A 23,084-nucleotide genomic window follows, 5' to 3' on the forward strand; every position below is an offset into this window, starting at 1 on the left:
CATCGACCGACAAATTGCGATGCATGCGAACAACATAACGACCACATAATTGAAGCGCGACGTGAGGAGCTCTTTGCAACTCACATCGTTGCTCACATAATTTGAGCATTGGATTTTTCTATGTTGACCTGGGACGAAGAAGTCAAGCCCTCCTTGCCAAAGGATCTGCAGCAAGGACTGCGGCACCCATCGAACAGCGGCGCGCCAGTCGCCCGCTCGTCGGAGTTCCCGACTTCGCAAATTGCCCCTCAAACGCCCCTCGCCGCACGCACGCTCGATGACGGTGCGGCGGTGCGTCCGGCACCGGCCACGCAAGCTGCACCCGCGACGCATCGCGTCAAGGCCGCCGACAAGCGCATCATCAACGGCCAGACCGACGTCAACCAGCTGGTGCCGTTCAAGTACAAGTGGGCCTGGGAAAAGTACCTCGCCACCTGCGCCAACCACTGGATGCCGCAGGAAGTGAACATGACGCGCGACATCGCGCTCTGGAAAGACCCGAACGGCCTGACCGAAGACGAGCGCCGCATCGTCAAGCGCAACCTCGGCTTTTTCGTGACCGCCGACTCGCTGGCCGCCAACAACATCGTGCTGGGCACCTACCGCCACATCACGGCGCCCGAATGCCGCCAGTTCCTGCTGCGCCAGGCCTTCGAGGAAGCGATCCACACGCACGCGTACCAGTACATCGTCGAGTCGCTCGGCCTGGACGAGAGCGAGATCTTCAACGCCTACAACGAAGTGGCCTCGATCCGCGAGAAGGACCAGTTCCTGATCCCGTTCATCGACGCCATCAGCGACCCGAACTTCAAGACCGGCACGCACGAGACCGACCAGACCCTGCTCAAGTCGCTGATCGTGTTCGCCTGCCTGATGGAGGGCCTGTTCTTCTACGTCGGCTTCACGCAGATCCTCGCGCTGGGCCGGCAGAACAAGATGACCGGCGCCGCCGAGCAGTACCAGTACATCCTGCGCGACGAGTCGATGCACTGCAACTTCGGCATCGACCTGATCAACCAGCTCAAGCTCGAGAACCCGCAGCTCTGGACGGCCGAGTTCAAGACCGAGATCAAGGCCCTCTTCATGAAGGCCGTCGAGCTCGAGTACAAGTACGCCGAGGACACCATGCCGCGTGGCGTGCTCGGCATGAACGCCTCCATGTTCAAGGGCTACCTGCGCTACATCGCCAATCGGCGCGCGCAGCAGATCGGCCTCGAAACGCTCTTCCCGAACGAAGAAAACCCGTTCCCCTGGATGAGCGAAATGATCGACCTGAAGAAGGAGCGCAACTTCTTCGAAACCCGCGTGATCGAGTACCAGTCGGGCGGAGCGCTCTCCTGGGATTGAAACTTTCCGACAAGAACAAAGTGCATTCAGAAATAGCCTTCAGCGACACACCGCACCGGAGAGTGCGGCACCGCTGAGGGCGCAGGTGTTCATGGTGCTGGGATCCGTTCCAACGCCATGAATCGCTTCACGCTGCCCAACATGCGTGGAGTGCTTCAAAAGGTTGAATTTTTTCAACTTGATCAAGGAGAAATAGAAATGGCAACTGCAAAGAAAGCGCCGGCTAAGAAAGCCGCTGCAAAGAAGGCCCCGGCAAAGAAGGTCGCTGCCAAGAAGGTAGTGGCGAAGAAGGCCCCGGCAAAGAAGGTCGCTGCCAAGAAGGCCCCGGCGAAGAAGGTTGCGGCCAAGAAGGTCGCCGCCAAGAAGGCGCCGGCAAAGAAGGCCCCCGCCAAGAAGGTAGTGGCCAAGAAGGCTCCGGCGAAGAAGGCGCCTGCCAAGAAGGCAGCAGCCAAGAAGGCCCCGGCGAAGAAGGCCGCAGCGAAGAAGGCGCCTGCCAAGAAGGCGCCGGCGAAAAAGGCTGCGGCGAAGAAGCCCGCTGCCAAGAAAGCCGCGAAGAAGCCCGCTGCCAAGAAGGCTGCGAAAGCGCCCGCCAAGGCTGCCGTAGCGCCTGCTCCTGCTGCGCAAACGACGCTGAACCCGCAGGCTGCCTGGCCGTTCCCGACGGCCAGCAAGCCCTGAGTCTTTCAGCGGCCTTGAAGGCACACAGGCCCGGCATCGCAAGATGCCGGGCTTTTTTCATGGCGCGTCGCATGAAACTGGCAGGCGCCCAGTCCAGGGATACCGCGGAACTGGCTTTGCCAGGCCGCTGGTATCGCCCCCTTGAGGGGGAGCGCCGCAGGCGCTTCGGGGGTGGGGGATACCGCGGAACTGGCTTTGCCAGGCCGCTGGTATCGCCCCCTCGAGGGGCTGAGGTCCGCGGCTCCAAGCCTGCCTGCGCAGGCTTGGACGGATCCGAAGAGCCGCTGCCTCTGGCAGCGACTCGGAGCGCCGCAGGCGCTTCGGGGGTGGGTTAAATCCCCAGCGCCTGGCGGTCGACCTGGTAGTTTTGCGGACCACGCTGGGCGATCTTGAGCGCGCCCAGATGGTTGCCGAGAGCGGCGCAGCGCGCCAGCGGCCAGCCTTGCTCGAGGCCGAACAGCAAGGCGCCGCGCCAGGCGTCACCGCAGCCGGTCGGCTCGACCACTGCCTCGGGCGTGACGGCCGGCACATGTTCGCGTTCGCCCTGGGTCCAGACCTCGCAGCCCTCCGCCGCCAGCGTCACGACCAGGCCACGCACCCGCTTCGAGATATCCGCCAGGCTCCAGCCGGTGCGCTGCGACAGCATCTTGCCCTCGTAGTCGTTGACCACGACCCAGCTCGCCAGGTCGACGAAGTGCGCGAGTTCCTTGCCGTCGAACATCGGCAGGCCCTGACCCGGATCGAAGACGAAGGGAATGCCGGCCGCCTTGAACTGCTCGGCGTGCTGCAGCATCGCGTCCCGGCCGTCGGGCGCCACGATGCCGAGCCGGATGTCCTCGCGCGCAGCGACCTTTGTGATGTGCGCCTGCTGCATCGCGCCCGGATGGAAGGCCGTGATCTGGTTGTTGTCACGGTCGTTCATGATCATGGCCTGGGCCGTGAAGGTGTCGTCGACCTGGCGCACGAACTCGGTGCTGATGCCCAGCGAGCGCAGGCGCTCGAGGTAGTCGGCGCCGTCGTTGCCGACCGTCGCCATCGGCAGCGCCGTGCCGCCCAGGGCATTGAGGCTGTAGGCGATGTTGCCGGCGCAGCCGCCGAAGTCGCGCCGCAGCCCGGGCACCAGGAAGGACACGTTGAGGATGTGCAACTGGTCCGGCAGGATCTGGTCCGCGAACCGCCCCTCGAAAGTCATGATGGTGTCGAACGCGAGCGAACCGCAAATCACTGCTGCCATGGGAGAGCCACTGGTTGGATTGAAGAAACTGGAAGGTCGAGAGGCTCAGGGATAGAGCGCCTCGATGCGAAAACCGGCGACCGGCGGCATCGACGCCGCCTCGGCGCCGCCGAGCCGGAGGGACAGCGATGCCGAGCGCTCGGTACGCGCCGGCAGCACCGTCGGCGCACCGAAGTCGAGGGGCATGAGCACGCGCCGCACCACCGCTCGCTCCTGCGTATCGAGCAGCGAGAGTTCGACCGCGGGCATCGCGAGCGGCACGGCGGCGACATTGCGCACCGTGAAGTTGAGCTGAAAGCCGTCGCCGCTCTTGTCGCGCGCGAACGATGCGCCATCGATCTTGATGTCGTTGATCTGCCGCAACGCCGAAAGCTCGCATCCGGCGACGCGGCAGACGACGTTCAGCAACGGGCGCAGCGCCGGCTGGCGCGCCGCGATCAGGTCGCGCTCCTGGTGCAGGACCTGGGCCGCGAGCAGAAGCGCCGCCAGCACGGCCGTGGCGAACAGCGAAAGCCTGACCACGGGACGGCCCCACCGGGACGGCGCTTCGTCGATCCCCAGGAAGGCCGGGCCCGCCGCACGATGAAGCGTCCCGACCGACGCCGCTTCGGACTCGCTGGCGGCCAGGACCAGCGGCGCGGCGCCGGCCAACGCGCCCGCCCGTTCCCTCGCCTTGACCCTGGCCATCCGGGCCGACTTGACGCGCTCGCGGCGCAGCGCCTTCTGCAGTTGCGCATGGCTGGGATCGCCGAGCTCCGGCTCCGGCGCTGCGGCATCGCTCGGCGGCGCCATCGGCCGCGCAGGCAGCGTGAGGTCGATGTCCGGGAAGGACAGCGGCGGCGGCACGGGAGGACGAACAGCGTTGCGCCCTTCGTCGCCGAGCAGCAGGGAGTCCGGATCGGGCCATGACAGCGTACGCGAGCCCGCGAAGGCCGGCGCTTCGGCCAGCGGCGCCGGACCCGAAGCCAGTTCGTCGTCGAAGAAGTCGGCCTCTGCAATGTCCTTCGGAGGGGCGCCGGCAGGGACGACTGCGGCCGTGGGTTCAGCTTCGGCTACGGCTTCGGGCTCGGGTTCGGGCTCCGGATCAGGGTCGGCTTGCGCAGGCTGGTCTTGCGAGGCCGGCACGGGCTCGGACAGCGGCACCGGCGCCGCGGGCAGAGTGTCCGCCATTTCCTGCAGGTCGACGGTGGCATCGAACACCTGGCTGCAACGCCCGCAGCGCACCCAGCCATCGGAGATGCGAAGCTGGTCCCGCACCACCTTGAATGTGGTGTCGCACGCGGGGCAGCGGGTGACCAGGCTCATGAGGCGCCGATTGTATTGCTCGCCCCCAGGTTGCCCGCACTGGTCGGGCGCCCATCCCTGCCGGGGGCAACACCAGCGGCCCGGCAAAGCCGGTTCCGCGGTGTTTCACCAACGGGCCTGGCTGCGCCGGCCGCTAGGGCGCAGCCTTCGCTGTCATCAGGATCCAGCCGTCTTCGCTGTCGCTGACCTCGAGCGCCGCGTAGGGGGCATAGGCCGCCTTCAACTCGTCGGCCTGCCGCTCGAGGATGCCGGCCAGCACCAGGTCGCCGCCCGGCGCGACGTGGCCGCAGAGCAGCGGCGCGAGCACCTTGAGCGGCGTCGCCAGGATGTTCGCGAGCACGATCTGGTAGCGGCCCGCGGCAGCCTCCGGGAGACCGGCCTTCAAGGCAACGCCATTGGCCTCGGCATTGAGCCGGGTCGATTCCACCGCGGCCTCGTCGATGTCCACCGCGTCGATGTCGAGCGCACCGAACTTCGCCGAGCCGATCGCCAGGATGCCGGAGCCGCAGCCGTAGTCGAGCACGCGCCGGCCCGCGAGCGTGCCGCGCGTGGCGATCCAGCGCAGGCACATGCGCGTGGTCGGATGGGTGCCGGTGCCGAAGGCCAGCCCCGGATCGAGCCGGATCACCTGGCGCGCTTGCGCCGGCGGTTCGTGCCAGGTCGGCACGATCCAGAACTCGGGCGTGATCTCGACCGGCGCGAACTGCGACTGCGTCAGGCGCACCCAGTCTTGCTCGGGCACGTCGGCCAGGCCCAGCAGCCGGCACCCGGCGAAGAAATCCTGCGCCTCGAGCAGCGCGGCCGCCTCGCGCGCCAGCGCCTCGGTGGCGAACAGCGCGATCACGCGCGAACGCTGCCAGCCATCCTTGGGCGGCGGCATGCCCGGTTCGCCGAACAGGGCATGCTCGGCGTCGGTCTGCGCATCGGCGTCCTCGACCGAGACGCTCAGCGCATCGAGCGCGTCGAGCGCGTCGCTGACGGTCTCGACCAGATCCTCGGGGGCCAGCAGGCGAAGTTCGAACACGGCGATTCCTCTCAGCGCTTGTGGGCGCTGAGCCACTCTTCGAGATAGTGGATGTTGGTGCCGCCGTTCATGAAATTGGCATCCACCATCAGTTCGCGATGCAGCGCAATGTTGGTCTGGATGCCTTCGATCACGGTCTCGTTGAGCGCCGTGCGCATGCGCGCCATCGCCTGTTCCCGGGTGTCGCCGTAGACGATGATCTTGCCGATCATCGAATCGTAGTTCGGCGGCACGAAGTAGTTGGTGTACACGTGGGAGTCCACACGCACGCCCGGTCCGCCCGGCGGATGCCACATCGTGATGCGTCCCGGCGAGGGCGTGAACTTGTACGGGTCCTCGGCGTTGATGCGGCACTCGATCGCGTGGCCGCGCATCTCGATCTGACGCTGGGTGAAGGGCAGCTTCTCGCCCGCCGCCACCATGATCTGCGTCTTCACGATGTCGATGCCGGTGGTGAACTCGGTCACCGGATGTTCCACCTGCACGCGGGTGTTCATCTCGATGAAGTAGAACTCGCCGTTCTCGTAGAGGAACTCGAAGGTGCCGGCGCCGCGGTAGCCGATCTTCTTGCAGGCCGCGGCGCAGCGCTCGCCGATCTTCTCGATCAGCTTGCGCGGGACGCCCGGCGCCGGCGATTCCTCGATCACCTTCTGGTGGCGCCGCTGCATGGAACAGTCGCGCTCGCCCAGGTAGACCGCGTTCTTGTGCTTGTCGGCGAGGATCTGGATCTCGATGTGGCGCGGGTTCTGGAGGAACTTCTCCATGTAGACGGCCGGATTGTTGAAGGCCGCGCCGGCTTCCGCCTTGGTCATCTGGATCGCATTGACCAGCGCCGCCTCGGTGTGGACCACCCGCATGCCGCGCCCGCCGCCGCCGCCCGCGGCCTTGATGATGACCGGATAGCCGATCGCCCGCGCGATGCGCTTGTTGGTGGTCGCGTCGTCGGAAAGCTCACCTTCGGAGCCCGGCACGCAGGGCACGCCGGCCTTGATCATCGCCTGCTTGGCCGACACCTTGTCGCCCATGATGCGGATCGACTCGGGCGTGGGGCCGATGAACTGGAAGCCGCTCTGCTCGACGCGCTCGGCGAAGTTGGCGTTCTCGCTCAGAAAACCGTAGCCCGGGTGGATCGCCTCCGAGTCGGTCACTTCGGCCGCCGAGATGATGGCGGGCATGTTCAGGTAGCTCTGCGAGGACGGCGCGGGGCCGATGCACACGGCTTCCTCGGCCAGCTTGACGTACTTGGCGTCGCGATCGGCTTCGGAATACACCATCACCGCCTTGATGCCCAGTTCACTGCAGGCGCGCTGGATTCTCAGGGCAATCTCGCCGCGGTTGGCGACCAGGATCTTCTTGAACATGCTCACTCGATGATGAACAGCGGCTGGCCATACTCGACCGCCTGGCCGTTCTCGCCGAGGATCTGGGTCACGGTGCCGGACTTGTCGGCCTCGATCTCGTTCAGGATCTTCATCGCCTCGATGATGCAGACGGTGTCGCCTTCCTTGACCTGGCTGCCGATCTCCACGAAAGCCGGGGCGCCCGGGCTCGAAGAGCGATAGAAGGTGCCGACCATCGGCGACTTGATCGCGTGCCCCACAGGTGCGGCCTCGGCCGGGGCAGCGGCGGGCGCAACCGCAATGGCGGGTGCCGCCGCGCCTGCAGCCTGTGGACCGGCTGCTGGTGCAGCCAGCGTCTGGACGTACTGGACCGGTGCCGCGATACTGCCCTTGACGATACGGACCTTGCCTTCGGTTTCGGTGATTTCCAGTTCGGAAATGTTGGATTCGGACACCAGGTCGATCAGTGTCTTGAGCTTGCGTAGATCCATGGGACTCCAGCGCCGGCTTTGCCGGTCATTTGAATGTAACTCGCCTGAAGATCCGGTTATTTCGGCGTTTCAGCGCCAACTGCCGGATTGGTAGGGGCTGGATTCTAGCCGTGAACTATGCCCGTCGCCATGATTGCAGGTCGGCGGCGTCGAGCTTGCCCATTTTACGCGCCGCGATCGAGCCGCCCGAATCGACCACCACAGTGAAGGGCAGCCCGCCTGCCGTGTTGCCCAGCTGCTTGACCAGCTCGGTGCCCTGCAGGCCCGCCAGGCCGATCGGATAGCTGACCGGCGTCCTGGCCAGGAACTTGCGCACCGCGGTGGGCTGATCGACGGCCAATCCGACCACTTGCCAACCATTGGCATTGTTTTCACGAAAGAAGGCGTCGATCATTGGCATTTCCTCGACGCAGGGCGGGCACCAGGTGGCCCAGAAGTTCACCAGCAGGGGCTTGCCGCGAAGGCGCTCGACAACGAGTTCGCCGCCCTCCGGCCGCTCGAATCGCTGCGCCCAGAAGGCCGGGTCGATCTGTTCTCCGCCACCGCTTCCGCCCTGGCGCAGCTTCCACCAGGCGCCGCCGATCCCGGCGGCGGCCGCGACCGCGGCCACGCCGCCATAGAGCCAGGCGCGCCGTGTGGGACTCGGGCTCATCCGCCGTCCCTTTCCATTGCCATCCGCCGCCGGAGCGCCGCCAGGTTGCCCCGCGGCGCCCGCCCCTGCGAGTCGGGCTTGAGCGCGCCACGCAAGTCGTCCAGGTCGTAGACCAGCAGGTGGACGCCGACCTCCTCACCCAGCGTGCGGCTGCTGGTATGGACGCTGAGCGCCTCGACCTGCTCGCCGTGGAAGCCGGTGACCATGCGCGGTTCGTAGTCGACATGGTGATCGATCAACGCGATCTCGGCCGATTTCGAATCGTCGCAGAACAGCTGGATGTAGATGTCCGACAGCCGTGTCGCGGTGCCATGCCAGACCGCGCCGCCCACATGGGGACGGAACTGCGCCATGCGCTCCATCCATTCGAGGGCCAGCAGACGCAGCGCATGCAGCTCCTGCGGCTGGGTGTCGGCGCAGAAAAGCTGGATGTAGTCGCGGACCTCCGCCTCGACCTCGTCGTTGTTCGGCAGCGCGGTGCGCGAAGGCAAGCCGAGATCGCGCAGCGCGCGGCGCTTGGCGGGCCCGTATTCCAGCCCCTCCTCGACCACGAGGCGGGCCGCGGTGGCGGCAATTTCCTGCTTCGGCGTGTCCATCGGGTCATTTTGCCGCACTGCGCGGATTGCGGGCGGATGGCCCGGGCGCGTCCCTAGAATCGACCGATGCACATTCACATTCTCGGCATCTGCGGCACCTTCATGGGGGGGGTGGCGGCGCTTGCCCGCGAAGCCGGCCACCGGGTGACGGGCTGCGACGCCGGCGTCTATCCGCCGATGAGCGACCAGCTGCGCGCACTCGGCATCGATCTGATCGAGGGCTTCGGCGCCGACCAGCTGGCCCTGAAGCCCGATGTCTTCGTGGTCGGCAACGTGGTGTCGCGGGGCCGGCTGGCGGACGGCCAGCCGAAGTTTCCGCTGATGGAGGCCATTCTTGACGCCGGCGCTCCCTACACCAGCGGACCGCAGTGGCTGGCCGAGCAGGTGCTGCAGGGCCGGCACGTGATGGCCGTCGCCGGCACCCATGGCAAGACCACCACCACCTCGATGCTGGCCTGGATCCTCGAGCGCACCGGCCGGGCGCCCGGCTTCCTGGTCGGCGGCGTGCCGCTCGACTTCGGCGTCTCGGCGCGGCTCGGTGGAGCGACCGGCGCCCAGGCCGGCGCCGGGCCGCTCCCGAGGCGGCCTGCGGCCCCCTCGGGGGGCAGCGAAGCACACGCAGTGGGGAGCGTGGGGGCCACATTCGTGATCGAGGCGGACGAATACGACACGGCCTTCTTCGACAAGCGCAGCAAGTTCGTCCATTACCGCCCACGCACCGTGATCCTGAACAACCTGGAGTTCGACCACGCCGACATCTTCGACGACCTGGCGGCGATCGAGCGGCAATTCCACCATCTGGTGCGCACGGTCCCGGGCCGGGGCCGGGTGGTCGTCAATGCCACCGAGGAGAGCCTGCAGCGCGTGCTGGCCCAGGGCTGCTGGAGCGAGCTGGCGCGCTTCGGCGCCGGTGGCGAATGGCAGGCCGCGGGTCCGCACGACGCTTTCGACGTGCTGCGCCGGGGCGAACGCGTCGGCCGGGTCGAATGGGCACTCTCCGGCCTGCACAACCAGATGAACGGCTTGGCCGCGATCGTCGCTGCCGAGCACGTCGGCGTCGCGCCGGCCGAAGCGGCCGAGGCGCTGGCCGCCTTTCGCAACGTGCACCGGCGCATGGAGCTGCGCGGCAGCGTGGAGCGCAGCCCGGGGACGATCACGGTCTACGACGATTTCGCCCACCATCCGACCGCGATCCGCACCACGCTCGACGGCCTGCGCCAGAAGCTCGACGCCGCCGGCCGCAGGCAGGACCGCATCCTTGCGGTCTTCGAGCCCCGCAGCAACACCATGAAGCTCGGCACCATGGCGGCCCAGTTGCCCTGGAGCCTGGAGGCCGCCGATCTGTCGTTCTGCCACAGCGGCGGGCTCGACTGGGATGCTGCGGCGGCCCTGTCGCCGATGGGCGACCGGGCCCGGGTGGCGGGCGCCATCGCGCCCCTGGTCGCACAGGTGGCGGCGGCGGCGCGCCCCGGCGATCACATCGTGTGCATGAGCAATGGCGGCTTCGGCGGCGTGCACGACAAGCTTCTGACGGCGCTGCGCGCGCCACAATGAGCCCTATGCGCGCACGACAACTCATCGAGACCCTCCAGCTGCAGCCCCATCCCGAAGGTGGCTGGTTCCGTGAAATGTTCCGCTCGGCCGCGCAGGTGATGCCGACCGACGGGCGGGCGGCGCGCGATGCGCTCACCACCATCTATTTCCTGCTCGAGGCGGACCAGCACTCGCGCTGGCACCGGGTGCAGTCCGACGAGGTCTGGATTCATCTCGAGGGCGCCCCGCTGGCGCTCTGGACCAGCGACGCGGCACTGCGCACGCCGCCCGCCCATCTGCGCCTCGGCCCGGTCGACGTCCACGGCACCCGCCCCCAGCACACCGTGCCCGCCGGCCAGTGGCAGGCGGCGCGGCCGATCGTGACGCCGACGGGCCCCGACTACACGCTGGTGAGCTGCACGGTCGGGCCGGGCTTCGACTTCGACGACTTCACCTTCATGCAGCCCGACAGCGACGAAGCCGCGCTGCTGCGCCACCACTGGCCCGAGCTGGCGGCGCTGATCTGATTCTCTGATCCAGACCGGCGCCGGGCCGCCACCAGGCGGCCAACATTTAGCGTCGGCGCTTCTTGACCGCGTGCGACAGCAGCTCCAGCACCTGGGTCGAATCTTCCCAACCCAGGCAGGCGTCGGTGATGCTCTGTCCGTATTCCAGCGCCGAGATCGCGTCCTTGCCCGCCGTGAACTTCTGCGCCCCCGCCTTCAGATGGCTCTCGACCATCAGGCCGAACACGCTGTGGCTGCCCCCCGCGATCTGGTCCGCGATGTCGCGCGCCACGTCGATCTGCTTCTGGTGCTGCTTGCTGCTGTTCGCGTGGCTGCAGTCGACCATCAGCCGGGGCGGCAGCTTGGCGGCCTCGAGGTCCTTGCAGGCCGCCGCGACGCTGGTGGCGTCGTAGTTGGGCGCCTTGCCGCCGCGCAGGATCACGTGGCAATCGCGGTTGCCGTTGGTCTGCACGATCGCCACCTGGCCGTTCTTGTGCACCGAGAGGAAGTGGTGGCCGCGCGCCGCCGCCTGGATCGCGTCGGTGGCGATCCGGATGTTGCCGTCGGTGCCGTTCTTGAAGCCGATCGGCGCCGACAGGCCGGAGGCCAGTTCGCGATGCACCTGGCTCTCGGTGGTGCGAGCCCCGATCGCACCCCAGGAGATCAGGTCGCCGATGTACTGCGGCGAGATCACGTCGAGGAATTCGCTGCCGGCAGGCAAGCCCATGCGATTGATGTCGATCAACAGTTGGCGCGCGATCCGCAGCCCTTCGTCGATGCGGTAGCTTTCGTCGAGGTAGGGATCGTTGATGAGCCCCTTCCAGCCCACCGTGGTGCGCGGCTTCTCGAAGTAGACCCGCATCACGATCTCCAGCGTGCCCGCATGCTTCTCGCGCTCGGCCTTCAGGCGGCGCGCGTAGTCGAGCGCGGCGGCCGGGTCGTGGATCGAGCAGGGACCCATGATCACCAGCAGCCGGTCGTCCTTGCCGGCCATGATTTTGTGGATCGCGTGGCGGGTGTCGGTGATCAGCGATTCCACCGGCGTCCGCGCGATCGGGAAGAAGCGGATCAGATGTTCGGGAGGGGGCAACACAGTGATGTCCTTGATGCGTTCGTCGTCGGTGCGGCTGGTCTTCTCGACGTTCGCGTGCCAGGTGTCGCTGGGCGGGGCGGCTTTCGTGCTCATGTGTGCTTCCTTCGATGGGTCTGGATGGCGTGGGGCAAAAAAAAACCGCCGGGCTTGAGGCACCGGCGGTTTTGGGAGGTTTTGCTGTCTGCTGCTTTTACGCGCGCGCCTCTCGTCCGCCGGGAACCGGGAACCAAAAGTAGGCAAAGTAATAAGCGCGGGAAGCGGACATGGACGGCAACTTTAGCACAGAAAAGGCCGGCGCCGGGCCGCCCCAAGGCGGCCTGCGGCCCCCTCGGGGGGCAGCGAGTACACGAAGTGACGGAGCGTGGGGGCCATTTCAGGCGGTACCGCCGACCGTCAATCCGTCGATCCGCAGCGTCGGCTGGCCGACGCCCACAGGCACGCTCTGGCCCTCTTTGCCGCAGGTGCCGACGCCCGAATCGAGCGCCATGTCGTTGCCGATCATGGTGACGCGCGTCAGTGCATCGGGGCCGTTGCCGACGATGGTCGCGCCCTTGACCGGGTACTGGATCTTGCCGTTCTCGACCCAGTAGGCCTCGCTGGCCGAGAACACGAACTTGCCGCTCGTGATGTCGACCTGGCCGCCGCCGAAGTTGGTGGCGTAGAGGCCCTTCTTGATGCTGGCGACGATTTCCTCCGGCACCCGGTCGCCGCCGAGCATGTAGGTGTTGGTCATGCGCGGCATCGGCGCATGGGCGTAGCTCTCGCGGCGGCCGTTGCCGGTCGGCTTGGCCTTCATGAGGCGAGCGTTGAGCGAATCCTGGAGGTAGGCCTTGAGGATGCCGTCCTCGATCAGCACGTTGCGCTGGGTCGCGTTGCCCTCGTCGTCGACGTTGAGCGATCCGCGGCGGTCGGCGATGGTGCCGTCGTCGAGCACCGTGACGCCCTTGGCCGCCACGCGCTCGCCGATGCGGCCCGAGAAGGCGCTCGAGCCCTTGCGGTTGAAGTCGCCTTCGAGCCCGTGGCCGATGGCCTCGTGCAGCAGGATGCCGGGCCAGCCCGGCCCGAGCACGACGGTCATTTCGCCGGCCGGCGCCGGGCGCGAATCGAGATTGGTCAGGGCCGACTTGACGGCCTGGTCGACATACTCGGCGATGTGCGCGTCATCGAAGTAGGCCAGGCCGAAACGCCCGCCGCCGCCGCCGGAACCGACTTCGCGGCGGCCGTTCTGTTCGGCGATCACGGTGACCGACAGGCGCACCAGCGGCCGGATGTCGGCGGCCAGGGTGCCGTCGGCGCGCGCCACCAGCACCACGTCGTATTCGCTCGCCAGCCCGGCCATGACCTGGGCCACGCGCGGATCGCGCGATCGGGCCAGCTGCTCGACCTTCTCGAGCAGCTTGACCTTGGCGGTGCTGTCCAGCGTCGAAATCGGGTCGATGCCGTTGTAGAGCGAACGGCTGCCGGCGATCTTGCGCGCCGGCGCCTTGACCCGCGCGGTCTTGCCGGCGGCCGAGATGCTGCGCACGGTGCGCGCGGCGTCGAGCAGCGAGGCTTCGGAAATGTCGTCCGAATAGGCGAAGGCCGTCTTCTCGCCGCTGACCGCGCGCACGCCGACGCCCTGGTCGATGCTGAAGCTGCCGGTCTTGACGATTCCCTCCTCGAGGCTCCAGCCCTCGCTGCGGGTGTACTGGAAGTAGAGGTCGGCGTCGTCCACCTGGTGCGCCTTGATCTCGGCCAGCGCACGCGACAGGTGCGATTCGTCGAGGCCGAAGGGCGTGAGCAGGAGCTGTTGCGCCGTGACGAGGCGCTCGATGGTGGGTTCGCGGGAGATCATGCCGGGATTCTATGGCTCCCCCCCAGGTCGCGCTCACTTCGTGTAGCGCTCCCACCCCCTGCCGGGGGCAACACCAGCGGCCCGGCGAAGCCGGTTCCGCGGTGTTCCACGAACGGGCCTGGCTGCGCCGGCCAAGGAAATCGGCGCTGTCACTCTTATACGGCTGCGCGCAGCACGTCTGTTCGGGGGCTGCCGCGGAACCGGCTTCGCCGGGCCGCCGGCAGCGCCCCCTGAAAGGGGGTGGGCGGCTACACGCAGTGAGCCAACCTGGGGGTCAGCTCTGGATCATTCGCTTGGCACGGGAAATGGACATCAGGATGCCCAGCCCCAACCCCAGCGTGACCATCGCGGTGCCGCCGTAGCTGATGAAGGGCAGCGGCACGCCCACCACCGGCAGGATGCCGCTCACCATGCCCATGTTCACGAAGGCGTAGGTGAAGAAGATCATCGTGACCGCGCCCGCGAGCAGCCGCGAGAACAGCGTCGGCGCATCGAGCGCGATCGCCAGGCCGCGGAAGATCAGGAAGATGAAGGCGGTGATCAGCGCCAGGTTGCCGGCCAGCCCGAATTCCTCGGAATAGGCGGCGAAGATGAAGTCGGTGGTGCGCTCGGGGATGAACTCGAGGTGGGTCTGCGTGCCCTGCATGAAGCCCTTGCCGCCGATGCCGCCGGAGCCGATCGCGATCATGCCCTGGATGATGTGGAAGCCCTTGCCGAGCGGGTCCTTGGTCGGGTCCAGCAGGGTGCAGACACGCTGCTTCTGGTATTCATGCAGGATCTTCCAGTCGAAGCCGTTGGCGCACAGCTGGGATTCGAAGCCGACGATCAGCGCCACCACGATCAGGCCGATCACCACGGGCGGCACGATCAGCTTCCACGACAGCCCGGCAAAGAAGATCACCGACAGCCCGGTCGCCAGCACCAGCAGCGCGGTGCCGAGGTCGGGCTGCTTCATGATCAGCCCGACCGGCACCGCCAGCAGCACCGTCGCAACGACGAAATCGAGCGGCCGCAACTGGCCCTCGCGGCGCTGGAACCACCAGGAAAGCATCAGCGGCATCGCGATCTTGAGGATCTCGCTGGGCTGGATCACGACGCCGACGTTGATCCAGCGCTGGGCGCCCTTCTTGGTGATGCCGAACATCGCCACCGCCACCAGCAGAGCCACGCCGACGGTGTAGAGCGGCACGGCGGCGGTCATCAGGCGCTGCGGCGGCACCTGCGCCACCACGAACATGATGAAGCCGGCCAGCAGCATGTTGCGGCCGTGGTCGACGAAGCGGGTGCCATGGTCGTAGCCGGACGAGTACATGGTCAGCATGCCGGCGCAGGCCAACAGCAGCACGGCGAAGGCGAGGAAGCCGTCGAAGCCCTGGAACACGGGCAACAGGCGCCGCGCGAGCGAAGGTTGGTTGAAGACGGCCGACATGGGGCGCGATTATCCCCGCCCGGGGCCCGTCCGAAGGGCTCCAGGGGCATTTTCGGGCCCGGTTCCCGATAATCGCGGCATGCCGCCCACCACCCACCTGCTCTATCTCCACGGCTTCCGCTCCTCGCCGCGGTCGACCAAGGCCAGCCAGATGGCGCGTCGCGTCGCCAGCCAGCACCCGAACCTGCGCTGGTGGTGCCCGCAGCTGCCGCCCTCGCCACGCGAGGCAATCGGGCTCGTGATGCGGGGCATCGCCGACTGGCCGCGCGGCTCGATGGCGGTCGTGGGTTCCTCGCTCGGCGGCTTCTATGCCACCTATGTCACCGCCACCACCTATTGCCGGGCGGTGCTGCTGAACCCGGCGGTCGATCCGGCCCGCGACCTGGTGCGACATATCGGCGAACAGACCCTCTGGCACGATCCGTCCGAACATTTCCATTTCCGGCCCGAGTACATCGCCGAGCTGCGCGCACTCGAGGCCGGCCCGCTGGACCGCCCGGAACAGGTCTTCGCGATCATCGCCAAGGGCGACGAGGTGCTGGACTGGCGCGACATGTCGGACCGCTATCCGGGCAGCCGGCTGAAGATCCTGGAGGGCGGCGACCATGCCCTGTCGGATTTCGAGACCCAGCATCTCGACGACGTCCTCGCCTTCATCAACCCGGTCTGAACGCCTGGCCGGGCCGCGCATGGGACAATCCGCGCCATGTTTGTATTGTTCGAAGAAGCCGGCAAATACCTGGGCGGCCGCGTCCTGTCGGAGGCCGAGGCCTCGGCGCAGGTGGAGCTCGAGACCGGCAAGCGGGTCAAGGTCAAGGGCGCCAACATCGTGCTGCGCTTCGAGAAGCCGTCGCCGGCCGAGCTGATCGCCGAAGGGCGCGCGCTGGCGGGCACGGTCGACCTCGGCCTGGCCTGGGAATTCGCGCCCGAGGGCGAATTCGGTTTCGACGAACTGGCCGCAGAGTATTTCCAGGCCCGTCCGACGCTGGCGCAGCAGGCGGCGGCACTGCTGGCGCTGTTCGACGCCCCGCACTATTTCCGCCGCGCCGGCAAGGGCCGCTTCAAGAAGGCACCGGCCGAGATCATCCAGCAGGCGCTGGCCGCAATAGAGAAGAAGAAGCTGGTCCAGGCGCAGATCACCGAATGGGCCGGCCAGCTGGCCGCCGGCGTCTGCCCGGCGCCGGTGCGCGAGCAGCTGTTCAAGATCCTCTTCAAGCCCGACAAGAACGCGCCCGAGTACAGGGCGGTGGTCGATGCCGCCCGCGCCACCCAGCGCCCGCCGCTCGAGCTGCTGAAGCAGGCCGGCGCGATCGACTCGGCCTACCAGTTCCACTGGCGCCGCTTCCTGTTCGAGAACTTCCCCAAGGGCACCGGCTTCCCGTCGCTGCAGGCGCCGGCGATCGCCGACGAGCTGCCGCTGGCCGCGGTGCAGGCCTTCTCGATCGACGATTCGCAGACCACCGAGATCGACGACGCGCTGTCGGTCCAGGGGCTCGGCAGCGGCACCGTGGTGGTCGGCGTCCACATCGCAGCGCCCGGCCTGGCCCTCGTGCCGGGCGGTGCCATCGACCAGGTGGCGCGCACGCGCATGTCGACCGTCTACATGCCGGGCCACAAGATCACGATGCTGCCCGACCACGTGGTCGAGGCCTACACCTTGCAGGAAGGGCGCGACTGCCCGGCCGTCTCGCTCTACGCCACCTTCGACGAGGCGTCGCTGGCGCTGAAAGGCACCGAGACCCGGCTCGAACGGGTGCCGATCGTCGCCAACCTGCGCCATGACCAGCTCGACACCGTGATCAGCCAGCCATGGCTCGAAGACGCATCGGTCGGCGCCGCCGACACGCCCGCGATGCTGGCGCCGCTGCGCGCGCCGCTGTCCTTCCTGTTCAGGCTGGCGAAGCAGCTCAAGGCGCAGCGCGAGGTGGTGCGCGGCAAGCCCGAGAACTTCAGTCGGCCCGACTACACCTTCCGCCTGGTCGGCCACGAGGGCGAGCCGACCGGCAACGAAGAGGTGCAGATCGGCACCCGGCAGCGCGGCGCGCCGCTGGACCTGATCGTCTCCGAGGCCATGATCCTGGCCAACAGCAGCTGGGGCGGCTGGCTCGGCGAGCTCGGCGTGCCCGGCCTCTACCGCAGCCAGGCCAGCCTGGCGCCCGGCATCAAGGTGCGCATGGGCACGCGGGCCTTGCCGCACGCCGGCCTGGGCGTGAAGAGCTACGCCTGGAGCACCTCCCCGCTGCGCCGCTACACCGACCTCGTGAACCAGTGGCAGATCATCGCGGCGGCCCGCCACGGCAAGACCGCCGCGCTGGCGGCGCCGTTCAAGCCCAAGGATGCCGACCTGTTCTCGATCCTCTCGGGCTTCGATGCCGCCTACAGCACCTACAACGGCCACCAGGGCGGCATGGAACGCTTCTGGACCCTCAAGTACCTGCAGCAGCAGGGCATCACCGAGCTCGAGGCGACCCTGATCAAGGAGCTGCCGAACGGCGCCCTGGTGCGTGCCGACTCCCTGCCGCTGGTGTTCGAGGTGGCCGGCACGCAGGGCCTGCCGCGCGGCGCCCGGGTGCGCGCGCGGCTCGGCGAGATCGACGAGATCGCGCTCGACGTGCACGGCACCGTCATCGAGCGGCTCGACACCGCGCCGGCCGATGCGCAGGCCGAGGACGAGAGCGGCGAGGACGAGGAAGAAGTCGCCGGCCCGATCGCCATCGCTGTCGACCTGGCCGACAGCGAGGCCGCACCGGAGAACGCACCGGCATGAACCTGCGCGACCTCAGCACGCTGCAGATCGCGCTCGGCGTGTCGGTCGTCGCGCACGCCGTCCTGCTGACGGTGCGCTTCGTCGACCCGGAGTCCTTCAACCGGGTCTTCAAGGAGACGCCGCTCGAGGTGATCCTGGTCAACGCCAAGACCCACGAGCGCCCGGACAAGGCCCGCGCGATCGCCCAGGCCTCGCTGGCCGGCGGCGGCGACCTCGACAAGGGGCGCGCCACGAGTCCGCTGCCGCCGTCCACCTTCACCGCCATCGGCGACTCGATGGAGGATGCCCAGCGCCAGGTCGAGGCGATGCAGCAGCAGCAGATGCTGCTGCTGGCCCAGATCAAGCAGCAGATCGCCAGCATGCCGGTGCCCGATCCGCGGGCCCAGGGCAACCCGAGCGAGGCCGCGGCCCGCGAAGAGAAACGGCGCCAGCTGGTCGAGCTGCTGGCCGAGATCGAGCGCCGCGTGAACGAGGAGAACGCGCGGCCCAAGAAGCGCTACATCAGCCCGGCCACGCGCGAAGCGGCCTACGCCGCCTACGTCGATGCGCTGCGCCGCAGGATCGAGGTCCGCGGCACCGAGAATTTCCCCGAAGCCGCCGGCAAGAAGCTGTACGGCGAGCTGACCATGATGGTGACCGTCAACCACGACGGCTCGATCCTGTCGACCGACATCATCGAGAGCTCCGGCGACCGCACGCTCGACCGGCGCGCACAGGCCATCGTGCGCAGCATCGGCGGCTTCGGCAAGTTCACCGACGCGATGCGCCGCCAGGCCGACCAGATCGTGCTGCCCTCGCGCTTCAAGTTCACCCGCGACGAGACGCTGGAGACCCAGCTCTCGGCCAGACAATGAGCGTAGCGCCGGGCCGCCCCAAGCAAGCTCGCACCCCCTCGGGGGGCAGCGAGGACACGAAGTGCCGAGCGTGGGGGCTTCAATGCGCAGCGCCGGGCCGCTCCCAAGCAAGCTCGCACTGCAGTGCGAGGCACGGAGCTTTGATTTTGAGCATGCAACGATGACCGACCTGTACTGCGTGATGGGCCACCCGGTCGAGCACAGCCGCTCGCCCTGGATCCATGCGCGCTTCGCCGAACTGACCGGCCAGCAACTCCAGTACGGCCGCCGGCTGGCGCCGCTCGACGACTTCGCCGGCGCGGTGGCGGCGTTCCGGGCCGAGACCCCGGGCAAGGCGCGCGGCTGCAACGTCACGGTGCCCTTCAAGTTCGAGGCCGCCGCGCTCTCGCAGCACCTGACGCCCCGCGCCGCGCTGGCCCAGGCGGTCAATGTGCTGAGCTTCCGCGACGATGGCGTGCACGGCGACAACAGCGACGGCATCGGGCTGGTCAACGACATCACGCGGCACGCCGGCGTCGCGCTGAAGGACCGCGACCTGCTGCTGCTGGGCGCCGGCGGCGGCGCGGCCGGCGTGCTCGGCCCGCTGCTCGAAGCCGGTCCGCGGCGCGTGGTCGTGGCCAACCGCACGCTCGGCAAGGCGATCGCGCTGGTGCAGCGGCACGCGGCGCTCGCACTGCAGCACCACGTGTCCCTGGAAGCACAGCCGCTCGATGCCGTACCCGGCGACTTCGACGTGCTGGTCAACGCCACCGCGTCGAGCCTCGGCGGCGATGCCGTGCCGGTGCCGGCCAGCGTGCTGAAGCCCGGGTCTTTGGCCGTCGACATGATGTATGGCCCGGCGGCCGCCGGTTTCATGCAATGGGCGCGCGACCACGGCGCAGTGCCGCGCGACGGCCTCGGCATGCTGGTCGAGCAGGCCGCCGAGGCCTTCGAGATCTGGCGCGGCGTGCGCCCGCCGACGGCGCCGGTGCTGGCCGAGCTGCGCGCCCTCGTCGAGGCCCGGTGAGGGCCGTGCTGCGCTGGGTCGGCTGCGTGCTGATCGCATCCTTCGCGCTGCAGCTCTTCTTCATCCTGCGGATCGCCGCGATGGCGGTGATCGACCCGCAGTCGACGGCCTTCCAGCGCTCCGAGGCCTGGCAGCTCGCGACCCGGGGACGCAGCAACGGCGAGCGCGACTGGCGCCAGCAGTGGGTGCCCTACCACCAGATCTCGGACACGCTCAAGCGCGCGGTGATCGCCAGCGAGGACAGCGAGTTCGTCTACCACCAGGGCGTGGAGTGGGAGGCGATCGAGCGGGCCCGCCAGCGCAATGCCAAGGCCGAGGAGCTCGCTGCGAAGCGCGCCGCGCAGATGCGCGCACGCGGCAAGGAGCCGCGCCCGGCGCCGCTGCGCGGCGGCTCGACCATCACGCAGCAGCTGGCCAAGAACCTGCTGCTGTCGGGCGAGCGCACGATGCTCAGAAAGGGCCAGGAACTGGTGCTGACCAGCGCGCTCGAGCTCTTCCTGAGCAAGGAACGGATCCTCGAGATCTACCTCAACAACGTCGAGTGGGGCGAAGGCATCTTCGGCGCCGAGGCCGCGGCGCAGCACTACTTCAGGAAGCCGGCGTCGAAGCTCACGACAGCCGAGGCGGCCCGCCTGGCCGTCATGCTGCCGAGCCCGAAGTTCTTCGAACGCCGCCAGGGCTCGGCCTATCTCGCGAGCCGATCGGCGACGATCGCCGCGCGCATGCCGTCCGCTGAGCTGCCCTGAGCGCCCCGTATCATCGCCGCCATGCTTGCCAAAGTCACGGGGTGGGGATTGCTGGCCTTGATCCGGCTGCTCACGGGTGCCCAGGCACGCTGGTGGGGTTGTCCGCCCAAGGCCGAGCAGCGCATCTATTTCGCCAATCACCAGAGCCACCTCGACCTCGTGATGATCTGGGCCGCCCTCCCCGAGGAGCTGCGCAGCATCACGCGGCCGATCGCCGCACGCGACTACTGGGCCAACACGCCGTTCAAGCGCTGGATCACGACCGAGGTGTTCAACGCGATCTATGTCGAGCGCGGCGGCGGCGCGCCGGTGGTGCCGCCGGCGCCGCCCGAGCCGCCCCCCGTCGAGCGGATCGAGCCGTCGTTCGACGATGCGCCGGCGACGGCCGAGCCCGGCAGCGCCCAGTTCGAGATCCCGCTGTCGCCGCCGGCGCCCGCGCCTGCGCCCCTCGCGCCCCCGGGCAGCGCGGAGGCGCTGGCCCCCTTGCAACCCTTGATCGAAGCGCTGCAAAGCGGCGACTCGATCATCCTCTTTCCCGAGGGCACGCGCGGCCACACGGGCGAGCCCCAGAAGTTCAAGTCGGGGCTCTTCACGCTGGCCCGGATGTTCCCCGAGGCGGTGCTGGTGCCGGCCTGGATCGACAACGTGCAGCGCGTGATGCCCAAGGGCGAGGTGGTGCCGGTGCCGATCCTTTGCTCGGTGACCTTCGGCGCGCCAATCCGGCTCGAGGAGGGCGAGGAGCGCCGCCCCTTCCTGGACCGGGCGCGCGAGGCGGTGGTCGCGCTGCGCAACGTCTAGGGCCTGCCTGCACATGAACCAGTACCTGCGCAATCTCTCCCCGACCCACCAGGTCGCGGCCCTGTTCGTGATCGTCTTCGGGCTGCTGGTCATCGTCAGCACCGCAGCCTTCATGCTGAGCTTCAAGGAACGACGCAATCCGGTCCACGACGAGATCTGGCAGCGCGAGCTGCTCCACTTCCGCACGCTGCTGCGCACCACCTGGTTCATGGCGGTGATGTTCTGGATCGGCTGGGCGCTGGGCGACACCGTGGCGACCTTGCTGTTCGCGCTGATCGCCTTCCTGGCGCTGCGCGAGTTCATCACCTTGTCGCCGACCCGGCGCGGCGACCACCGCAGCCTGATCCTGGCCTTCTTCGTGGTGCTGCCGATCCAGTTCTGGCTGGTCGCGACCGCGCACTTCGACCTCTTCTCGGTGTTCATCCCGGTCTACGCGTTCCTCGCGATCCCGGTGGTGAGCGCGCTGGCCGACGACCCGAGCCACTTCCTCGAACGCAATGCGAAGCTGCAGTGGGGCATCATGGTCTGTGTCTACGGCATGAGCCACGTGCCGGCGCTGCTGCTGCTGTCCTTTCCGGGCTACGAAGGCAAGAGCGCCTTCCTGGTGTTCTTCCTGGTGTTCGTGGTCCAGACCTGCATGCTGGTGCAGCACCTGGTGTCGCGGCGCAAGGCGATGCCGCCCGAGGGTGCCCCGCCGCCGCCCCAGCCGCCCGGCTGGCTGGGCGCGGTCCGGCACCGGCTCTTCATGCAGGAACCCTTCGCGCCGCGCGTGAGCCGCAGCTTCAACTGGACCAGCTGGGCGCTCGGCATGGCGATCGCCAGCGTGGTCGGTGCGCTGTTCTCCTTCATCACGCCCTTCAAGTTCGGCCAGGCGCTCGCGGTGTCGCTGATCGCCTGCGTGGCGGGCTCGATGGGCCACCTCGTGATGAAGGCACTCAAGCGCGACCGCGGCATTCCCCACTGGGGCCGTCGCGGCGTCGGCGTGACCGGCGCCAACGGCCTGCTCGACCGGGTCGATGCGCTCTGCTTTGCGGCACCCGTGTTCTTCCACTCGGTGCGCTGGTACTTCGGCGCCTGAAGGAACGGACCCCTCCCATGCGAATCCTCGGCATCGATCCCGGACTGCAGACCACCGGCTTCGGCGTGGTCGATGTCGACGGCCACGCGCTGCGCTATGTGGCCAGCGGGACCATCAGCACCCGCCACCTCGGCACCGGCGAACTGCCGGCGCGGCTCAAGGTGCTGTTCGACGGCATCGGCGAACTCACGGCGCGCTACCAGCCCGATGCGGCCGCCGTGGAGATCGTCTTCGTCAACGTCAATCCGCAATCCACGCTGCTGCTGGGCCAGGCCCGCGGCGCCTGCCTGACGGCGCTGGTGAGCCGCAACCTCACGGTCTCGGAGTACACGGCGCTACAGATGAAGCAGGCGGTGGCGGGCCATGGGCGCGCGGCCAAGGCGCAGGTGCAGGAGATGGTCAAGCGCCTTCTGCAGCTGCCGGGCCTGCCGGGGAGCGACGCGGCGGACGCGCTGGGGATCGCCATCACGCACGCGCACGTGGGAGCATCGCTGGCGCGCCTCGGGCAGGCGACGACGCTCGGACGCAGCACCAGCGGGCGGTATCGGGACGGGCGGACGCGCTAAGGTTGCGGGCTTTTTCTAGAACGCCCGCTCGGCGATCAGCACCGCAAAGAAGCCGAAGGCGGCCAGCAACGTCCACTTGAGCACGATCCAGCCGAAGCGCCGGTACTTGAGCTGCCCGGTGGCCGCATAGAACGCGAAGGCAACGCCCGACACCAGGAGCAGCAGCAGGATGGCCCAGCGGAACAGCAGCATCGAAGGCGGGCGTGC

At 68.2% G+C, this 23,084-nt stretch carries 23 protein-coding genes; 12 read left to right on the forward strand and 11 right to left on the reverse strand.

Going from position 1 to position 23,084, the window contains the following annotated elements:
- Window positions 1-120: 120 nt before the first annotated feature.
- Both AC1DYD_RS13660 and AC1DYD_RS13665 read left to right on the forward strand, forming a co-directional pair.
- On the forward strand, window positions 121-1,347 hold the full coding sequence (locus AC1DYD_RS13660) for a ribonucleotide-diphosphate reductase subunit beta (protein WP_478173281.1): 1,227 nt from the start codon (window positions 121-123) through the stop codon (window positions 1,345-1,347).
- A 198-nt stretch (window positions 1,348-1,545) separates the two neighbouring features.
- On the forward strand, window positions 1,546-2,025 hold the full coding sequence (locus AC1DYD_RS13665; protein WP_478173360.1) for a histone H1-like DNA-binding protein: 480 nt from the start codon (window positions 1,546-1,548) through the stop codon (window positions 2,023-2,025).
- A gap of 331 nt (window positions 2,026-2,356) precedes the next feature.
- On the opposite strand, the gene AC1DYD_RS13670 is transcribed toward AC1DYD_RS13665, so the two are convergent.
- From AC1DYD_RS13670 to AC1DYD_RS13700, 7 genes are all read right to left on the reverse strand, one after another.
- Window positions 2,357-3,259, reverse strand: a complete 903-nt coding sequence (locus AC1DYD_RS13670) for a carbohydrate kinase family protein (protein ID WP_478173282.1) — start codon at window positions 3,257-3,259, stop codon at window positions 2,357-2,359.
- A gap of 45 nt (window positions 3,260-3,304) precedes the next feature.
- Window positions 3,305-4,564, reverse strand: a complete 1,260-nt coding sequence (locus AC1DYD_RS13675; protein ID WP_478173283.1) for a zinc-ribbon and DUF3426 domain-containing protein — start codon at window positions 4,562-4,564, stop codon at window positions 3,305-3,307.
- Window positions 4,565-4,697: 133 nt separating this feature from the next.
- The gene (prmA, locus tag AC1DYD_RS13680) at window positions 4,698-5,588 is read right to left on the reverse strand and encodes a 50S ribosomal protein L11 methyltransferase (protein WP_478173284.1); all 891 of its coding nucleotides are present in this window, start codon (window positions 5,586-5,588) and stop codon (window positions 4,698-4,700) included.
- Between the two features lie 11 nt (window positions 5,589-5,599).
- Complete coding sequence (gene accC / locus AC1DYD_RS13685; RefSeq protein WP_478173285.1) at window positions 5,600-6,949, reverse strand: acetyl-CoA carboxylase biotin carboxylase subunit; 1,350 nt, start codon at window positions 6,947-6,949, stop codon at window positions 5,600-5,602.
- A gap of 2 nt (window positions 6,950-6,951) precedes the next feature.
- Window positions 6,952-7,419 carry an acetyl-CoA carboxylase biotin carboxyl carrier protein gene (gene accB / locus AC1DYD_RS13690; protein WP_478173286.1) on the reverse strand — a complete coding sequence of 156 codons (468 nt, stop codon included), beginning with the start codon at window positions 7,417-7,419 and terminating at the stop codon, window positions 6,952-6,954.
- A 115-nt stretch (window positions 7,420-7,534) separates the two neighbouring features.
- Window positions 7,535-8,071, reverse strand: coding sequence for a TlpA family protein disulfide reductase (locus tag AC1DYD_RS13695; RefSeq protein ID WP_478173287.1), 537 nt, complete (start codon window positions 8,069-8,071; stop codon window positions 7,535-7,537).
- Complete coding sequence (locus AC1DYD_RS13700; protein ID WP_478173288.1) at window positions 8,068-8,667, reverse strand: hypothetical protein; 600 nt, start codon at window positions 8,665-8,667, stop codon at window positions 8,068-8,070. Before AC1DYD_RS13700 ends, AC1DYD_RS13695 begins: the two co-directional genes overlap by 4 nt.
- A gap of 66 nt (window positions 8,668-8,733) precedes the next feature.
- Here AC1DYD_RS13700 and mpl point away from each other — a divergent pair, with 66 nt between their 5' ends.
- Window positions 8,734-10,221 carry a UDP-N-acetylmuramate:L-alanyl-gamma-D-glutamyl-meso-diaminopimelate ligase gene (mpl, locus tag AC1DYD_RS13705; RefSeq protein ID WP_478173289.1) on the forward strand — a complete coding sequence of 496 codons (1,488 nt, stop codon included), beginning with the start codon at window positions 8,734-8,736 and terminating at the stop codon, window positions 10,219-10,221.
- 5 nt (window positions 10,222-10,226) lie between these two features.
- Window positions 10,227-10,727 carry a cupin domain-containing protein gene (locus AC1DYD_RS13710; protein ID WP_478173290.1) on the forward strand — a complete coding sequence of 167 codons (501 nt, stop codon included), beginning with the start codon at window positions 10,227-10,229 and terminating at the stop codon, window positions 10,725-10,727.
- Window positions 10,728-10,773: 46 nt separating this feature from the next.
- Here AC1DYD_RS13710 and AC1DYD_RS13715 read toward each other — a convergent pair whose 3' ends face one another.
- From AC1DYD_RS13715 to rodA, 3 genes are all read right to left on the reverse strand, one after another.
- Window positions 10,774-11,892, reverse strand: a complete 1,119-nt coding sequence (locus AC1DYD_RS13715) for a 3-deoxy-7-phosphoheptulonate synthase (RefSeq protein WP_478173291.1) — start codon at window positions 11,890-11,892, stop codon at window positions 10,774-10,776.
- A 280-nt stretch (window positions 11,893-12,172) separates the two neighbouring features.
- Window positions 12,173-13,633 carry a metalloprotease TldD gene (tldD, locus tag AC1DYD_RS13720; RefSeq protein WP_478173292.1) on the reverse strand — a complete coding sequence of 487 codons (1,461 nt, stop codon included), beginning with the start codon at window positions 13,631-13,633 and terminating at the stop codon, window positions 12,173-12,175.
- A gap of 274 nt (window positions 13,634-13,907) precedes the next feature.
- Window positions 13,908-15,062 (reverse strand): rod shape-determining protein RodA, encoded by a 1,155-nt coding sequence (gene rodA / locus AC1DYD_RS13725; RefSeq protein ID WP_478173293.1) that lies wholly within the window; start codon window positions 15,060-15,062, stop codon window positions 13,908-13,910.
- Window positions 15,063-15,141: 79 nt separating this feature from the next.
- Between rodA and AC1DYD_RS13730 the strand changes: the two genes are divergently transcribed.
- From AC1DYD_RS13730 to ruvC, 8 genes are all read left to right on the forward strand, one after another.
- Window positions 15,142-15,732 (forward strand): YqiA/YcfP family alpha/beta fold hydrolase, encoded by a 591-nt coding sequence (locus AC1DYD_RS13730; RefSeq protein WP_478173294.1) that lies wholly within the window; start codon window positions 15,142-15,144, stop codon window positions 15,730-15,732.
- A 36-nt stretch (window positions 15,733-15,768) separates the two neighbouring features.
- Window positions 15,769-17,829 carry a ribonuclease catalytic domain-containing protein gene (locus AC1DYD_RS13735; protein WP_478173295.1) on the forward strand — a complete coding sequence of 687 codons (2,061 nt, stop codon included), beginning with the start codon at window positions 15,769-15,771 and terminating at the stop codon, window positions 17,827-17,829.
- Complete coding sequence (locus AC1DYD_RS13740; protein WP_478173296.1) at window positions 17,826-18,683, forward strand: energy transducer TonB; 858 nt, start codon at window positions 17,826-17,828, stop codon at window positions 18,681-18,683. The genes AC1DYD_RS13735 and AC1DYD_RS13740 overlap by 4 nt, the downstream gene beginning before the upstream one ends.
- A 160-nt stretch (window positions 18,684-18,843) precedes the next feature.
- A complete protein-coding gene (gene aroE / locus AC1DYD_RS13745; RefSeq protein WP_478173297.1) occupies window positions 18,844-19,689 on the forward strand; it encodes a shikimate dehydrogenase in 846 nt (281 codons plus the stop codon).
- Window positions 19,686-20,435, forward strand: coding sequence for a monofunctional biosynthetic peptidoglycan transglycosylase (mtgA, locus tag AC1DYD_RS13750; RefSeq protein ID WP_478173298.1), 750 nt, complete (start codon window positions 19,686-19,688; stop codon window positions 20,433-20,435). The genes aroE and mtgA overlap by 4 nt, the downstream gene beginning before the upstream one ends.
- A 21-nt stretch (window positions 20,436-20,456) precedes the next feature.
- Window positions 20,457-21,233 carry a lysophospholipid acyltransferase family protein gene (locus AC1DYD_RS13755; protein ID WP_478173299.1) on the forward strand — a complete coding sequence of 259 codons (777 nt, stop codon included), beginning with the start codon at window positions 20,457-20,459 and terminating at the stop codon, window positions 21,231-21,233.
- Between the two features lie 13 nt (window positions 21,234-21,246).
- A complete protein-coding gene (locus AC1DYD_RS13760; protein ID WP_478173300.1) occupies window positions 21,247-22,311 on the forward strand; it encodes a phosphatidate cytidylyltransferase in 1,065 nt (354 codons plus the stop codon).
- A 17-nt stretch (window positions 22,312-22,328) separates the two neighbouring features.
- Complete coding sequence (gene ruvC, locus AC1DYD_RS13765; protein WP_478173301.1) at window positions 22,329-22,877, forward strand: crossover junction endodeoxyribonuclease RuvC; 549 nt, start codon at window positions 22,329-22,331, stop codon at window positions 22,875-22,877.
- A 15-nt stretch (window positions 22,878-22,892) separates the two neighbouring features.
- On the opposite strand, the gene AC1DYD_RS13770 is transcribed toward ruvC, so the two are convergent.
- On the reverse strand, window positions 22,893-23,069 hold the full coding sequence (locus AC1DYD_RS13770; RefSeq protein ID WP_478173302.1) for a hypothetical protein: 177 nt from the start codon (window positions 23,067-23,069) through the stop codon (window positions 22,893-22,895).
- Between the last annotated feature and the right edge of the window lie 15 nt (window positions 23,070-23,084).

The sequence above is a fragment of the Variovorax sp. P4_B11 genome (genome assembly GCF_056402355.1).

What these genes read in the sequence shown, in the direction of transcription:
- AC1DYD_RS13755 (WP_478173299.1), top strand. Translation starts at nt 20,457, where the DNA reads ATGCTTGCCAAAGTCACGGGGTGGGGATTGCTGGCCTTGATCCGGCTG.
- accB (WP_478173286.1), bottom strand. Translation starts at nt 7,419, where the DNA reads ATGGATCTACGCAAGCTCAAGACACTGATCGACCTGGTGTCCGAATCC.
- AC1DYD_RS13700 (WP_478173288.1), bottom strand. Translation starts at nt 8,667, where the DNA reads ATGGACACGCCGAAGCAGGAAATTGCCGCCACCGCGGCCCGCCTCGTG.
- mpl (WP_478173289.1), top strand. Translation starts at nt 8,734, where the DNA reads ATGCACATTCACATTCTCGGCATCTGCGGCACCTTCATGGGGGGGGTG.
- accC (WP_478173285.1), bottom strand. Translation starts at nt 6,949, where the DNA reads ATGTTCAAGAAGATCCTGGTCGCCAACCGCGGCGAGATTGCCCTGAGA.
- tldD (WP_478173292.1), bottom strand. Translation starts at nt 13,633, where the DNA reads ATGATCTCCCGCGAACCCACCATCGAGCGCCTCGTCACGGCGCAACAG.
- aroE (WP_478173297.1), top strand. Translation starts at nt 18,844, where the DNA reads ATGACCGACCTGTACTGCGTGATGGGCCACCCGGTCGAGCACAGCCGC.
- AC1DYD_RS13710 (WP_478173290.1), top strand. Translation starts at nt 10,227, where the DNA reads ATGCGCGCACGACAACTCATCGAGACCCTCCAGCTGCAGCCCCATCCC.
- AC1DYD_RS13660 (WP_478173281.1), top strand. Translation starts at nt 121, where the DNA reads ATGTTGACCTGGGACGAAGAAGTCAAGCCCTCCTTGCCAAAGGATCTG.
- AC1DYD_RS13760 (WP_478173300.1), top strand. Translation starts at nt 21,247, where the DNA reads ATGAACCAGTACCTGCGCAATCTCTCCCCGACCCACCAGGTCGCGGCC.
- AC1DYD_RS13695 (WP_478173287.1), bottom strand. Translation starts at nt 8,071, where the DNA reads ATGAGCCCGAGTCCCACACGGCGCGCCTGGCTCTATGGCGGCGTGGCC.
- AC1DYD_RS13665 (WP_478173360.1), top strand. Translation starts at nt 1,546, where the DNA reads ATGGCAACTGCAAAGAAAGCGCCGGCTAAGAAAGCCGCTGCAAAGAAG.
- AC1DYD_RS13740 (WP_478173296.1), top strand. Translation starts at nt 17,826, where the DNA reads ATGAACCTGCGCGACCTCAGCACGCTGCAGATCGCGCTCGGCGTGTCG.
- AC1DYD_RS13715 (WP_478173291.1), bottom strand. Translation starts at nt 11,892, where the DNA reads ATGAGCACGAAAGCCGCCCCGCCCAGCGACACCTGGCACGCGAACGTC.
- AC1DYD_RS13770 (WP_478173302.1), bottom strand. Translation starts at nt 23,069, where the DNA reads ATGCTGCTGTTCCGCTGGGCCATCCTGCTGCTGCTCCTGGTGTCGGGC.
- AC1DYD_RS13675 (WP_478173283.1), bottom strand. Translation starts at nt 4,564, where the DNA reads ATGAGCCTGGTCACCCGCTGCCCCGCGTGCGACACCACATTCAAGGTG.
- AC1DYD_RS13730 (WP_478173294.1), top strand. Translation starts at nt 15,142, where the DNA reads ATGCCGCCCACCACCCACCTGCTCTATCTCCACGGCTTCCGCTCCTCG.
- rodA (WP_478173293.1), bottom strand. Translation starts at nt 15,062, where the DNA reads ATGTCGGCCGTCTTCAACCAACCTTCGCTCGCGCGGCGCCTGTTGCCC.
- ruvC (WP_478173301.1), top strand. Translation starts at nt 22,329, where the DNA reads ATGCGAATCCTCGGCATCGATCCCGGACTGCAGACCACCGGCTTCGGC.
- AC1DYD_RS13670 (WP_478173282.1), bottom strand. Translation starts at nt 3,259, where the DNA reads ATGGCAGCAGTGATTTGCGGTTCGCTCGCGTTCGACACCATCATGACT.
- AC1DYD_RS13735 (WP_478173295.1), top strand. Translation starts at nt 15,769, where the DNA reads ATGTTTGTATTGTTCGAAGAAGCCGGCAAATACCTGGGCGGCCGCGTC.